We start from the raw sequence: 14353 nt of genomic DNA, 5'->3' as shown, positions 1-14353 counted from the left end.
ATATTATGCAGAACCTCAATCGGGGTCAAGTGAACTGTCTCGCAGCCCAAATGCCTTCGTATCAATTCCTCGCTCTGAAAGCCAGTGATGTGTCTGATTATCGATAATCAGGGGACATCTTTTCAAATCTGAGACAGACGCTGCTCCCAAAGCTGTCATGACAACAGCAAGCTCCTGCTGGCATCTTCTGATAAACTGCACTGCTCCTTCTGTACCGGATTCGCTTACAGCGCTAAGCATTTTCCCTGCCATTCCACAGGCATCAGCACCCATCGCGATTGCTTTTGCAATATCGGCTCCATGTCTGACGCCTCCTGAACCGATTATTGAAATTTGCGGGGAGACCGTGCGAGCTTCCGCTATAGACGCCGCAGCCGTTAATCCCCATTCATCAAAGAAAGAATATGGCTCGTCCCGGCGCTTATTTTCGATACTGGAAAAGTTCGTTCCTCCCTTTCCTCCTGTATCCACTATGGATATCCCTGCGTTCCACAGGCGCTGTACTGTTTCTCTGGACAGACCAAATCCAACTTCTTTTACGATCACTGGTACATTAATAGTAGAAGCTATAGCTTCCATCCTCTGCAGTGCACCTTTAAAATCTCTGTCACCTTCAGGCATGACGAGCTCCTGCACCACATTTAAATGTATTTGCAGAGCATCTGCTTCTATCATTTCCACTGCTTGTTGTGCCTGATCCGGGGTTGCTTCACTTCCTAAATTGGCAAAAACTAATCCAGTGCCGATTTCTTGACGAACGGCACGGTAAGTATTACTTTCTTCGGGTCTTTTTATCGCCGACATCTGCGACCCAACCGCCATGACAGTATTTGTCTCTCTGGCAGCTGCTGCCAACCGTCTGTTGATATTTTCCGTTTCCAATCCTCCTCCACCAGTCATTGCATTAATAATAATCGGCGAACTCATTGTAAGTTCGCCGATAGTTGTGGAAAAATCCACCTCAGAAAATGATATGGACGGAAGACTGTTGTGCACGAAGCGGATGTCATCAAAGCTATTGCTTGTTGAAAACCCGGTTGAAAGAGCATAATCAATATGATCTAGTTTACGCTTTGACCGTGACAATGGTACAGTACTCCTTATTTTTTATATTTTTTTAACTGATCACCAATCATATCCCCTAAAGAAAATCCCGAGTGGTCTTCTTCAGGTTCAGAATATTCCTGCTGCACCTTCTGGTCACTTGTATCTGCTTTTTCAAGCTCCCGGATACTCAATGAAATCCGCTGTTCAGAAGGGTTCACATCAAGAACCTTTGCTTGAACTGCCTGACCTTCCTCGAGCACTTCGCCCGGTGTCCCAATGTGCCGGTTAGCAATCTGAGATATGTGAACCAGGCCTTCTACTCCGGGAGCAACCTCAACAAACGCACCGAAAGAAACTAGCCGTTTCACCTGTCCTTCAATTATATCCCCGGGTTCTATCTGGCCTTCGATGGTAGTCCAAGGTCCAGGAAGAGTTTCTTTTATCGATAAAGAAACCCGTTCGCTTTCAGAATCTACAGCGAGGATTTTCACCTTTATGGTCTCGCCTTCCTTCACAATTTCACCAGGCGATTCCACACGATGATGAGCCATTTGCGAAATGTGTACGAGTCCGTCTACTCCGCCGATGTCCACAAATGCCCCGAAATCTGTCAGGCGCTGAACAGTTCCCTCTACAGTATCACCAACCTGGAGATTGTCGAGAACTTCTTTTTTGTGGCTCTCAGCTTCTTCATCAAGGACGGCTCTTTGTGACAGAATCAATTTATTATCTGCCGGATCAAGCTCCACAACTTTCAACCGGACAGTACGCCCTTTATAGTCAGCAAAATCTTCCACATAATGACGCTCTACTAAGGATGCAGGAATAAAGCCGCGGACGCCAAGATCAACGACAAGACCGCCCTTTACTACTTCTGCTACTTCCGCTTCAATTATTTCACCGGAATCGTGCTTTGTCTGGAGGTCCCCCCACGCTTTTTCAGCAAGTGCACCTCTTCTGGAAAGAACAAGCTCGTCATCCTCTGCTTTAATTACTTTAAATTCAAGTTCATCCTCTTCATTAAGAACATCACTTACTTTTTCCACGTGCAGGCTGGATAATTCACTGATCGGAATAATTGCATCAACCTTATATCCCGCATCTGCATATGCCTGCTTTTCTTCCACCTTCGTTACTTTTGCAGAGACGATGTCCCCTACATTAAATTCTTTCATACCAGCGATTTCGTTGTTCATTTCATCAACCATTGACAATTGCCTCCTTCACTATCCTTAAAAGAAAAAATATATCTAATCCATTATGATAAACTCTTTTTAGAGAGTTTATATCATCCTTTTACATATGTCCTGGAAACCTGATCTCTTGTTTCCTGGATACTGTTCATTATCACTTCGGTAGCGATTGCAGCATTAATTTTCTTATCTCTTAATTCCTGAAAAGAAATCGGCTTTCCATAAACCACCGTAACTCTCTTGAATGGTTTATAATCTCCAAGAACTGCCACAGGGATAATCACAGCGTTTGAACGTAAGGCAAAAAATCCTGCTCCTGACAATCCTTTTCCAATTTCTCCTGTCCTGCTTCTTGTACCCTCAGGAAACAGGCATAAAACCTTTCCTTCCTCTAATAAACCAAGCCCTTTTCGCAATGCCTGCCTGTCTCCCATCCCTCTTTTGACAGGGAACGCACCAAGTGCATTTAGTAGCGGCCCAATTACTTTTTTTTGAAATAATTCTTCTTTAGCAAGATAGTGCACCTGTCTTTTTAGAAATGAACCGACAAGCGGAGGATCAAAATTACTAATATGGTTGGAGCAGAGCAGGACCGCGCGGTCTTCCGGAATATTCTCTTTTCCGATCACTTGGGCTTTCATGACAGAGGAGAACAGTAGACGGCATAAAAACCGGCCGATTTTATATATGGTCATGGGACTGAATCCTCTCTTCAGCAATTCTGCAAATAATATCCGTCACTTCAGCTATGGACTTATTTGAAGAATCAATTTCGACTGCGTCCTCGGCTTTTAAAAGAGGGGAGGCTTCCCTGGAACTGTCAATCTTGTCACGCCGCTCAATATCTTTTTTGATGAATTCCAGATCAGACGGAAGGCCATTATCGAGATGTTCCTGATGGCGCCTGCTGGCTCTAATTTCGACAGAGGCCTGCAGAAAAATCTTTAATTCTGCATTCGGCAGGACGACTGTTCCAATATCCCGGCCGTCCAGAACAGCTCCGTTTTCAGCAGCGAGCTGCCGTTGCTGAAGAACCATCTGCTTTCGGACCTGAGGATGCATTGCGACATCCGAAACATTCGCCGTTACAGCTTCCGAACGAATCGCCTCAGTTACATTGTCATTGTCGGCATATACGTTACCCTGCCCATATTTATCCATTATTATGGAGGTATTTGCAAGCAGCTCGACAAGCTTCGATTCTTCCTTCACATTCGTCCTAGTATTCAGCGCTTTCCACGTAAGTGCTCTGTACATGGCCCCAGTATCTATATACATATACTGAAGCCTGGCTGCTACTGCTTTTGCAACGGTGCTTTTTCCTGCTCCTGCTGGTCCGTCAATTGCTACATTGATTTTGTTCATAATACACCCCGTTTACTGCGATATGTATGACAATGATGTAAGGGGGAAAAATCCCTATTATATTGTAGTATTTAAAGATTATCATACCACAGCAGATCGAACAAATCTAACGATTGCGACTTTTTTGGCTATTTCTCACCGACATTTGCTGTTCAAAACAATAGCGAATAATTTTTTGCCGGTCGTTCTCCGGAATTTCTATGAATTGAAGGGAAGCACGTGGAGTTTTTCCAATTTCTTCTTTCAAAATTCTAATAACTTTACACCTTGCATGAACATAGCATATTTCTCCATCCTGAAAGTGAAGAACCCCACACACCTTGACCTTCATGTCTTCCTTTAAGAAGTGATGAGCCGGCAGCAGAACAGCCAGACCACCTCCACTGATATCAAGAGAAGTGGTTATAACAGGAGGAGAGGACGTGCCGGCCGGCTGGATGGAAAAATCTATTGAAGTGTCGATTCTTACATAATTTCTGCGCTGTAACCGATAATATTTTTCTCTGCCGGGATCATATATCACGAGCGCATTAATCTTCGAATTTCGACGGCTTTTCACTTCCGTTTGAAAAGAATAAACTGCCTGGTCGAACCCTATAAACCAGGCTTGAAATTGTGTGCCTTCCATAAAAAACACCGTTTTTCGGGTTTTTTCGTTTACTGGTGGTTCAATAATGAAGCATCCTTTTGCTGTATCAATCAGGCGGCACCGGTATTTACTATTTTTTACAGCACCTGTTTCAGAAGGCTCGCTTAATTCTAAATGAATCGTATTGCCGACATCAATCATACCGTTCCCCCTAAATTAATTATAATTTCTTCTATTATGTCATGAAATGTAAAAAAGAAGAAGCAGTTTATGCTTCTTCTTTTTCGAACTACATCGTATCGTAAACTGGTTCGGCATTGCTCATTTTTTGTACTAATTCTTCATCCCCGTTGTCCGCATTAATATAAATTTTGAAAGTGTCGTCGTTTAGACGCCCGATGAATTCGTAGCATAACACCTCTTTATCCGCTTTATTGAATATGAGCGCCTGAGAAGATTCCATGATATCAACTTTTGGATTTACTTTCTCTTTTGCTTCTTCTTCAGTAATCGCTGGTGTAAACTCGCCCCGGTCCCTATGATTGGCGACATAATCTGCCCCTTTAAATCCAACCACTTCACCGTCATCAAGAGCGATTTCCATCATAACTGAGTCTGGATAAATTCGAGTATTGTCAACTACTGGAGCAAACAAAAACGTTCCGACTGTGTCGTATTGTTTACTATCCAGTACCTGCATGTTTTCAAATCCATTTCTATCAAGGAATTCTGCTGCTTTTTCTGAAGCTTCGTTGAGACTGATTTCAGGTTCATCAATAGGTCTGGATTGTAAAAACCAGAGAGGATGCCCGCCTTTTTTGGTCATGTCCAGTGATATATCAGCTTCACCTTCAGGCTCCTTTATCTTCATTGAATAGCCTTCATAAGCTACTCCTTCTCCTAACGGTTCTACTGTCGCTTCCATATCATCCGGCAGACCGATAAATTCTTTTGCTTTTTCGACGGCTTCCTCTTCAGTATATTCTTTCCCGGATAAAGTCTCAGCTAGTTTCTCGTCTACATCAGGCGTAAATCCGTTTTCTGCGCCCCAATCAGTTTCAGCGTACCCTTTTACCTTTTCATCAATCAGTTGAAATCCATTAACGATTGAATTGTCTTCCGGATTATCATTCATATTCATCGCAGTTTCTGCATCGTTCCACTTCCAGTTTTCTTTCAGGGTAGATGCCTGCAATTTCCGGAGATCATTCTTGATTTCACCTGATTCATTATAAAACTTCTCCAGTCTTTTATACTCTTTATCTGTAAGCGGCTCATCCTCAAGGTCTCTTACGGATGTGTTATAGCTGAAATCTCCTATATTATATAGAAGTTCCTCTGTCTCGTTTAAATTCATAATACCGAGTGGAAGCTGGCCAAGTTCACTTTGAGCCAATGAGGTTATTCTCCATACCTCTGCCATAGAGCTGGACAATTGTTTTCTAGAATTCATAGCAAGGGTGGAGCCGACTTCATCCTCGAGCTGATCAAGGTGAAACGCGAGATCGTGAAACGCACGCTGATAGTTATTCTCGGTTGAATTTTTTAGAGCTTCATTTTCATTCGCCTGACTTACTCCCCAGAAACCTGTACCGACAAGTGCTAACACTAACACAGCAATAATTATAGTTCTAATCATCATGAATCACCTCCATTATTTACAGAAAACGTGCTTACCAATATTTTTGATTTGTGGTCTGCCCCAGATCCAACCTGAGGTTGCAGTATCAGGATTAAAGTAATATATTGCTCCGTCTGACGGATCCTGACCATTGATAGCATCAAGAACTGCTTTTCTAGCTTCTTCGTTAGGCGTCATATAGATTTGACCATCTGCCACCGCCGTGAATGCCCGGGGTTCAAAAATTACTCCTGCAGCCGTATTAGGAAATGTTGCGCTGTTAATTCGATTGATAATAACTGCTGCCACAGCAACCTGTCCCTCATATGGCTCCCCGCGAGCTTCTCCGTAAACTGCGTTTGCCATTAATTGAATATCATTTTCTGAATACCCTTCCGGCACGTTCATTGCTTTTTGGATATTTGCACGATTGTCCTGCTCTTCTGGTTCAGCTGGCTGTGGCGCTTCCTGTGAAGGCTGTCCTTCTCCTCCGCCCTGTTCCGGCTGCTCTGGAGCAGGTGCCTGCTCATCTTGTTTGCCTTCTGGAGCAGTGTCTCTATCCTGCCCGGATGGTGCCTGCTGCTTTTCACCCTGACTTTTTCCCTTATCCGAGCTTCCTTTCGCACCCTTTTGAATGTCTTTTGGAGTACCGCCGTAATGCGTGAATTTGCGGCCGTTTTCCAGTGCTTCTTTTACGAAAGCCTCATCGTATTCCGTCGTCTGTTCCAGCTTTTGTTTCATCTCATCTCCAACCAGGCCGTCAACTTCTATCCCAAAATCTTCCTGGAAATTTTTAACCGCCCAGTATGTGCCCCAGCCAAAAACTCCATCAATTTTTCCATTAAAAAATCCGTTATGCTGCATTCTGGCCTGAAGCTCAATTACGTCATCTCCAGTGGCACCTTTCTGGATGATCTGATCGGAAAAAGCAGCCGCCTGCGCGGGTTGAAAAACCATCATAATCAACCCTGCCATCACTAAAAACATTACACTTTTCCCACGTTTTACTTTCTTTATTTGCACGGTAGTCTAAACCTCCCTGTTCAATTTACTTGCTAGGCTTACCTTTATTTTCTTCTGGACTACCGTTTTTATTCATTTTTTCCAATAAAGAAAATCTTGGCGTTCTGTCAGGCTTTTTCGACAGAAGCCTTAGCTTTTCTTATACTTTCTTCCTTCTTCTCTTCACCCTTGAAATGTATAAAGAAAATCTTGGCGTTCTGTCAGGCTTTTTCGACAGAAGCCTTAGCTTTTCTTATACTTTCTTCCTTCTTCTCTTCACCCTTGAAATGTATAAAGAAAATCTTGGCGTTCTGTCAGGCTTTTTCGACAGAAGCCTTAGCTTTTCTTATACTTTCTTCCTTCTTCTCTTCACCCTTGAAATGTATAAAGAAAATCTTGGCGTTCTGTCAGGCTTTCCGGCAGAAGCTTTAGCTTTTCTTATACTTTCCTATTTCTAATCTGAAAGATCTGTTACAGTTTGTTGTGGATTCTCACGAATCGCTTATCGGTGGATGCTTGCCGCGGGCACGGCCTCAGCTAACTTGGTCCAGAAGATCACTTGACCAAGTGGATCTTCGGCTCGCGCTGTTCCCGCAGGCGTCACCCCCGAACGCTCATCGTGGAATCAACAAAGGGAAAACTAAAAAGAGTGATTTTCTTTGATCTATAAAAGAAAGGCACTCTTTTTTTGTACAATGAAAGTAATACATAAAAGGGGAGGGATTCGATGTTAGAGCGTCCATTATTTTTGATTGGCGATCAGGTGAGACGCCGGGTCGACTAAAACCGGCCACGTCATGTGGCCATCATCGACGCTAGCACGTCCGGTGCGTCGCGGAAAAGCAAGAGCTGAAGAGCCATTCATACGAGGGGGTATAAGTTCCTCCTAACCAACAAATCTCTTATAGAATCGAAAAAATGGACTGTCAAAAGGCCATTTTTTATGACCTTTTGACAGCCCCGCTTCACTATTAATTATAAAACACTGAAATATCTAGCTTCCGGATGAGCAAATACCATTGCAGATACAGAGGCTTCCGGCTCCATCATATACTCATCGGTTAGTTCCACACCGATTTTATTCGGTTGGAGCAGTCTGAACAGCTTCGCTTGATCCTCTAAATCAGGGCAGGCGGGATATCCAAACGAAACACGTATTCCTTCATATTTTGCAGAGAAACGCTCTTCCATTGACATATCCGGTGAATCCGGGATTCCCCATTGATCTCTCATCATTTGATGGATACGTTCAGCAAAGCCTTCTGCAAGTTCGAGAGCTGTTGCCTGGATCAAATGACTAAACAAATAGTCACCTTTATCTTTTGCCTGTGCAGACAGTCCGCGAACACCTTCGCCGGCAGTCACTGTTAGAAATCCGATATAGTCTATCTCGCCGCTGCTGACAGGTCTGACAAAATCAGCGAGACACAAGTGTGGAGACCGTGGCTGCCGCGGAAAAGTAAACGTTTCTAATACATTTTGTGCCTTAGGATCATCATAAATGAATATTTGATTACCCTTAGACTGTGCAGGATAAAATCTGTACAAACCGTGTGCCTTCAAGAGTCCCTCTGTTTTGGCCCGGTCAAGAAGATCAAACGCTTTATTTTTAAGTTCAACAGCCTTTTTATCATTTTCCGCCAAAAGCCGGCTGACCTTCCCCTGCAGGCCTAAATGTTTTCCAAGCAGCATCTGCAGGTTAACGTACGGTTGCAGGTGAGCAATGCTGTGATTTTTTAGGACATGCTCTTTTAAATCAGGAGGAATACGGACTGGAACATCTAGTGCAACCTGAGACCTCTCCGGCACCGGGGCAATATTTGTTTGTTTAGATTCCTTTGCTCCGGAGCCAAGTTCTATCCGCTTTTTCCTTTTGTCATCGAGTAACTGCTGAAGCTTCGTTTTTTCATCCGGTACCGCGAGCTTGTTGGCAAGATCCAGTCCGTTCATGGCATCTTTTGCGTAAAGTACCATTCCTTCATATTCAGCGCTGATTTTCTGCTCGGTAAACTTTCTTGTTAGTGCAGCCCCTCCCACAAGAACTGGAATGGATATTTTTTGATTTTTCAAATCCTGAGCTGTCAGAACCATCTGCTGAGCTGATTTCACGAGCAGACCACTTAATCCAATCGCATCAGGTCTCTCTTTGTTTATGGCTTCGATTAATTCATTCGATGTTACTTTGATACCAAGATTTACAATTTTAAATCCATTATTAGTTAAAATGATATCGACAAGATTTTTCCCGATATCATGCACATCTCCTTTAACTGTTGCCAAAAGTATTTTGCCTTTGCCCGAATCATCTTCTTTTTTATCCATATGCGGCTCAAGATGTGCAACCGCTGCCTTCATAGCTTCAGCACTTTGAAGTACCTCTGCAACAATTAATTCATTGTTATTAAATAATTTACCTACCTTATCCATTCCTGCCATCAGAGGTCCGTTGATTATATCCAGTGGCTGGGCAAATTTTTTCAGGGCTTCGTCAAGATCTTCATACAGCCCTTCTTTCGTCCCCTCAACGATGTACTCAGATAATCTGTCCTCAAGAGATAGGTTTTTTTCTATTTTCTTTTTCTCTGATTTTTTCCCACGGTAATGAGCGGTAAATTCAGCAAGGGTCTCATCAGAGGTTTCAAAAAGAAGCTTTCTGGCCAGTTCCTTTTCATAATCTGGAATACTTGCAAAACGCTCCAGCTTTTCTGTGTTGACAATCGCGTAATCAAGCCCGGCATTGGTGCAATAATACATGTATGCAGCATTCAAAACTTCACGGCCAACTGGAGGAAGCCCAAAGGAGACATTACTCACCCCCAGGATCGTTAAGCAGTCCGGCAGAGCTTCTTTAATTAATTTAATTCCATCTACAGTAGCTTCAGCTGACCCTATATATTGTTCATCTCCTGTTCCCACAGGAAAAACGAGCGGATCGAAAATAATATCTTTTGCGTTCATGCCGTATTTGTTCACGAGTAAATCATGGGACCTTTTCGCTATTTCAAGCTTTCTTTCAGCTGAGACAGCCATTCCCGTTTCATCAATCGTACCTACCACCACGGCTGCACCGAATTTTTTTATAATTGGAACGATCTGTTCAAAACGTTCTTCACCATCTTCTAAGTTGATTGAATTTATGATCGCCTTTCCCTGAGAGTAGGTCAGCGCTTTTTCTATTACTGCACCATCCGTGGAATCAATCATCAATGGAACCTTGACTTTGTTTACAACGTAACTCAAAAAAGTTTCCATATCTTCAAGCTCTTCACGATCCGGGTCTGCTAAACAGACATCTATTACGTGAGCTCCCCGCTTAACCTGAGCTCTTGCAATTTCAGAAGCTTCTTCAAATTTTTCTTCATTAATCAGCCGCTTAAATTTACGAGAGCCGATAACATTCGTTCTCTCCCCTACAAAAAGTGGGCGCATATCTTCCTCATACACAAGTGGTTCGATCCCGGATACGGAGTGGGGATGATCTTTTACAGGGGTCCGCGGGGTAAAATCCTTCAATGTTTCCCGCATCACTTCAATGTGTTCAGGTGTTGTACCACAACACCCTCCTACAACATTCAGCCATCCTTTCTCCGCAAACGATTTCAGCTTCGCCGCAAGTGAATCCGGTGATTCATGATAATGTCCTTCCTCATCCGGAAGCCCAGCATTAGGATAGCAATGGACATAGGTTTTTGCAAGTTCAGAAAGAGACCTTAGATGATCACGCATAAATTCAGGTCCGGTAGCGCAGTTAAGTCCAACAACGGTCGGGTTCATGTGCTCTAGTGAAATATAAAAAGATTCAATTGTCTGCCCCGCCAGTGTGGTGCCCATCGGCTCGATCGTACCAGATATCATTAATGGCATCTCAGTGTTAGTTATACTCTCCGCCTGCTTAATTCCTAAATATGCTGCCTTTACATTTCTCATATCCTGGCTCGTTTCGAGCAGCAGTAAATCCGAGCCGCCTTTTATCAACCCTATAGCCTGCTCACGATATGCCTCTGTCAGTTCTTCGAACGTCGCTCCACCCGTCACGGACAGCGACTTTGTAGTTGGTCCCATCGCCCCTGCTACGTAACGCGGAAAATTATCTGTGGAGAAATCCTCTGCTGCTTTCTTCGCAAGTTTGGCGGCTGCGATATTAAGCTCTTCTGCTTTATCCTGGAGGTCGTAATCAGCCAGTACGATGCTTGTCGCTCCAAACGTATTCGTTTCAATGATATCTGCTCCGGCTGAAAGATAATCTCTATGAATGCGGTCAATTACATGCGGAGCTGTGACGTTTAAAAACTCATTGCAGCCGTCATAGTGCTCGCCGCCAAAATCCTCTGGAGTTAAATCTGCATTTTGAAGCATCGTACCCATTGCCCCATCGAGCAGCAAGATTGATTTTCCAAGTCTGTCTTTTAAGCTTTCCTTTGCAGCTGTCATCGTTCCACTCCTTCTCACCCATACCTGAGGTCCATGTTATGATTTATTTAATACGCCTTCTTTTATATAACTCGTCAGCTCTGCTGTGATGTCATACCGCAGAAAAGGAGTAATAAGGTATATGCCATTGAAGTATTCAAGAGCATTATCAATCAGTGTCTTTGATATGTGAATACCTTCCATGGCTGCTTTTTCTCGATCCTCACCACAGGCAGCCATTCGATCTCTTATCTCATCTGTTAATTTAATACCTGGTACTTCGTTATGGAGAAATTCCGCATTTCTACTGCTTACAAGTGGCATAATCCCAATAAAGACAGGTGTCGCAAGGTGCTTTGTTGCGTCATAGATGTCTTTAAATTGCTGTTCACCGTAAACTGGCTGAGTCATAAAATAATCCGCACCCGCATCTATCTTTTTCTCTAATCTTTTGACGGCACGTTCAAGTGATCTCACATTAGGGTTAAATGCAGCTGCCACAGTAAACGAAGTTTTTTGGCCGAGTGATTTTCCAGAAAAAGAACGGCCCTCGTTCATCTCTTTCATCAGTGAAATTAGATCAAAGGAAGTCGCATCATATACCGACGTAGCTCCTGGAAAATCTCCAACCTTTGTCGGGTCTCCTGTCACAGCAAGAACGTCTTGAATACCAAGTGCATGCATGCCTAGAAGCTGAGACTGCAGACCGATTAAATTTCTGTCCCTGCATGCGATATGCAAAAGTGGACGGGCATTAGTACGCTCCTTGACGAGCGCTCCCATAGCAAGGTTATCAATTCGCGGAGATGCTAAGGAGTTATCAGCCATTGTCACTGCGTCTGCCCCAGCCTCATATAAAGCTTCTGCGCCTCTCATAAATTTATTCGTTGCCAGCTTTTTAGGAGGATCAAGTTCTACTATAATCGTTGGCTCTTTCTTGACTTTCTTATCAAGACGTTCAAATTCGACTGTGGTGCCCGGCTGATCAAGCTGAGGTTCTTTTACGATTACTGTTTGTTTTTGAAGAGCCGGTGCCAATCCTTTTACAGCTTTTGCAACGGCTTTCGTATGACTTGGTGTTGTTCCGCAGCAGCCGCCTATCAATCGTGCACCCTGCTTGCGAAGGTCAAGAGCTCTCTCATAAAAATAATCCGGATTTGATTGATATACGAATCGGCCATCATCCAGGTCAGGCAGACTTGCATTTGGATAAGCTGAAATATATGAATTTTCATTCAGGGGTACAGTTTCTAGCGATCTTAATATATGATAAGGTCCCATTCTGCAGTTTAATCCTACTACATCCGCTCCAGCCGCGGTCAATTCGCTGAAAACCTCATGAAGAGGCTTTCCGCCGTGCATTACACCGACCTCACCAAGGGCAGCCTGTGCAATAATAGGCAAATTCGTTCTGTTTCTTATTGCTTTAGTCATGGAAAGCAGCTCATCAAAATGATAAAAAGTTTCAAGGATAATCCCATCCGGCTTTTCCGACAAAAGGGCATCACATTGCTCTATTAACGCATTTTCTATTTCTTTGTCTTCAGCCTCAAGCTTTTGAACTCCTTTAATTCCACCGATCGTCGCACAAACAAAAACATTTCCCGCTGCCGCTGATTTAGCAATCTTTACAGCCTCTTTATTAATACGTTCTACATCGTTATCTAAATTGTAGTTTTGAAGTTTAATTCGATTGGCAGCGTATGAATTTGTCTGTATAACTTCGGCCCCCGCCTCAATATATTCCTGATGCACATTTCTTACGGTCTCAGGAGCTCTTAAGTTTAATTGTTCAAAAGACCCACTATAGCCTTTTTCGTATAAGTACGTCCCCATCGCTCCGTCGCCGACAAGCACTCTGTTTTTTAATTCATTCATCAAGTCCACTTACTCATTCATCCTTTCTGTCTACGGGTTCTAAAGTGAAGCGAGTGCCTGATCAAGGTCTGCGGTGAGGTCTTCAACATTTTCTATTCCTACAGAAAAACGAAGCAGCCGGTTACAGACGCCGTTTGCAATTCTCACTTCTTCAGGAACATCTGCATGCGTCTGCGTTGCAGGATAAGTCATAAAACTTTCAACTCCGCCAAGGCTTTCAGCAAAAGTCACCAGCTTCAGCTTCCGCAGTAAAGGATCCACCCATTCCTCATTTTGAACGCGAAAGGAGAGCATTCCTCCTTTGCCTGGGTATAAAACATCGGTAATCTTGTCGTGCTTTTCAAGAAATTCAGCAATTTCCCGGGCATTTTCCGTATGTTTTTCCATTCTCAGTGCCAGCGTTTTCATGCCGCGCATTAACAGCCAGGAATCCATTGGAGAAAGAATTGTGCCCATACCATTATGAAAGGCATTAATTTGTTCACAAATAGCTTCGTCCTTAGCAGCAATTAATCCGGCAATCACATCATTATGACCCCCGAGATACTTAGAGGCACTGTGTAAAACTATATCAGCACCCATTTTCAGCGGCTGCTGCAGCAGAGGAGTATAAAAAGTATTGTCAACGATCAGCAGCAAATTGTGTTCTTCTGCTATTGCGGCAAGGGCAGGAATATCTGCTTCCTGCATCAGAGGATTAGTAGGTGTTTCTATAAAAAGAGCCTTTGTGCGGCCGTTTATTTTCTCAGCGAAAGCCTGCAGATTACGCGGGTCCCCGTATTGAATAGGGACGCCCCAGTTTTTCCAGCCTTCCTCAAATAGACGATACGTTCCTCCATAAAGATCCTGTGATGCTAGAATCTCGTCGCCCTGATTAAACAATGCAAATAATGTCTGTATCGCTGCCATGCCGGAGCTTAAGGCAAAACCTTTAGAACCACCCTCAAGCTCAGCGATAGCTTCTTCTAATATCAATCTTGTCGGATTGCCGGTTCTTGAGTAATCGAAGCCTGTCGACTGACCGATGCCCTCATGTCTATAGGCAGTAGAAAAATAAAGCGGAGCACTGACAGCTCCCGTATGATTATCCTTTTTGTTGCCTACCTGCACAAGCTTCGTATCTAAATGATGATTGTTGTTCATAGCAATAGCCACCTTTTTTAAGTCTAAGATAGTATATATGTATAATTCTGCTGTGCAGAATTCTAACAGGTTCACTGAAGTAAATAGCACGTTAAATGTTCTGTA

The 14353-nt window shown here is 43.4% G+C and carries 10 protein-coding genes; all 10 read right to left on the bottom strand.

The features are described 5' to 3' along the window. Nucleotides 1-15 precede the first annotated feature (15 nt). On the bottom strand, nucleotides 16-1086 hold the full coding sequence (gene fni, locus ACE4RR_RS07410; protein WP_375534772.1) for a type 2 isopentenyl-diphosphate Delta-isomerase: 1071 nt from the start codon (nucleotides 1084-1086) through the stop codon (nucleotides 16-18). Between the two features lie 14 nt (nucleotides 1087-1100). Next, nucleotides 1101-2255, bottom strand: a complete 1155-nt coding sequence (gene rpsA / locus ACE4RR_RS07405; RefSeq protein WP_375534771.1) for a 30S ribosomal protein S1 — start codon at nucleotides 2253-2255, stop codon at nucleotides 1101-1103. Between the two features lie 80 nt (nucleotides 2256-2335). After that, nucleotides 2336-2935 (bottom strand): lysophospholipid acyltransferase family protein, encoded by a 600-nt coding sequence (locus tag ACE4RR_RS07400; RefSeq protein WP_375534770.1) that lies wholly within the window; start codon nucleotides 2933-2935, stop codon nucleotides 2336-2338. Continuing rightward, on the bottom strand, nucleotides 2922-3608 hold the full coding sequence (gene cmk, locus ACE4RR_RS07395; RefSeq protein WP_375534890.1) for a (d)CMP kinase: 687 nt from the start codon (nucleotides 3606-3608) through the stop codon (nucleotides 2922-2924). Before cmk ends, ACE4RR_RS07400 begins: the two co-directional genes overlap by 14 nt. A 103-nt stretch (nucleotides 3609-3711) precedes the next feature. Beyond that, nucleotides 3712-4395 carry a flagellar brake protein gene (locus ACE4RR_RS07390; RefSeq protein WP_375534769.1) on the bottom strand — a complete coding sequence of 228 codons (684 nt, stop codon included), beginning with the start codon at nucleotides 4393-4395 and terminating at the stop codon, nucleotides 3712-3714. Nucleotides 4396-4483: 88 nt separating this feature from the next. After that, nucleotides 4484-5836 (bottom strand): germination protein YpeB, encoded by a 1353-nt coding sequence (gene ypeB / locus ACE4RR_RS07385; protein WP_375534768.1) that lies wholly within the window; start codon nucleotides 5834-5836, stop codon nucleotides 4484-4486. Nucleotides 5837-5848: 12 nt separating this feature from the next. After that, a complete protein-coding gene (sleB, locus tag ACE4RR_RS07380) occupies nucleotides 5849-6802 on the bottom strand; it encodes a spore cortex-lytic enzyme (RefSeq protein WP_375534889.1) in 954 nt (317 codons plus the stop codon). Nucleotides 6803-7792: 990 nt separating this feature from the next. Further along, nucleotides 7793-11248 carry a methionine synthase gene (gene metH / locus ACE4RR_RS07375; RefSeq protein WP_375534767.1) on the bottom strand — a complete coding sequence of 1152 codons (3456 nt, stop codon included), beginning with the start codon at nucleotides 11246-11248 and terminating at the stop codon, nucleotides 7793-7795. A gap of 36 nt (nucleotides 11249-11284) precedes the next feature. Further along, nucleotides 11285-13114 (bottom strand): bifunctional homocysteine S-methyltransferase/methylenetetrahydrofolate reductase, encoded by a 1830-nt coding sequence (locus tag ACE4RR_RS07370; protein ID WP_375534766.1) that lies wholly within the window; start codon nucleotides 13112-13114, stop codon nucleotides 11285-11287. Between the two features lie 30 nt (nucleotides 13115-13144). Continuing rightward, a complete protein-coding gene (locus ACE4RR_RS07365; RefSeq protein WP_375534765.1) occupies nucleotides 13145-14248 on the bottom strand; it encodes a methionine biosynthesis PLP-dependent protein in 1104 nt (367 codons plus the stop codon). Nucleotides 14249-14353: the final 105 nt, after the last annotated feature.

The organism is Alteribacillus sp. HJP-4, from assembly GCF_042139015.1.
GTDB lineage: Bacteria > Bacillota > Bacilli > Bacillales > Marinococcaceae > JBHIKY01.
The sequence above is the reverse complement of the archived record's forward strand: the minus strand, read 5'-3'. Positions and strand labels throughout refer to the sequence as shown.

Coding starts and splice junctions, on each gene's coding strand:
- metH (WP_375534767.1), bottom strand. CDS start 11,248: ATGACAGCTGCAAAGGAAAGCTTAAAAGACAGACTTGGAAAATCAATC.
- rpsA (WP_375534771.1), bottom strand. CDS start 2,255: ATGGTTGATGAAATGAACAACGAAATCGCTGGTATGAAAGAATTTAAT.
- ypeB (WP_375534768.1), bottom strand. CDS start 5,836: ATGATGATTAGAACTATAATTATTGCTGTGTTAGTGTTAGCACTTGTC.
- sleB (WP_375534889.1), bottom strand. CDS start 6,802: ATGTTTTTAGTGATGGCAGGGTTGATTATGATGGTTTTTCAACCCGCG.
- ACE4RR_RS07400 (WP_375534770.1), bottom strand. CDS start 2,935: ATGACCATATATAAAATCGGCCGGTTTTTATGCCGTCTACTGTTCTCC.
- ACE4RR_RS07365 (WP_375534765.1), bottom strand. CDS start 14,248: ATGAACAACAATCATCATTTAGATACGAAGCTTGTGCAGGTAGGCAAC.
- ACE4RR_RS07390 (WP_375534769.1), bottom strand. CDS start 4,395: ATGATTGATGTCGGCAATACGATTCATTTAGAATTAAGCGAGCCTTCT.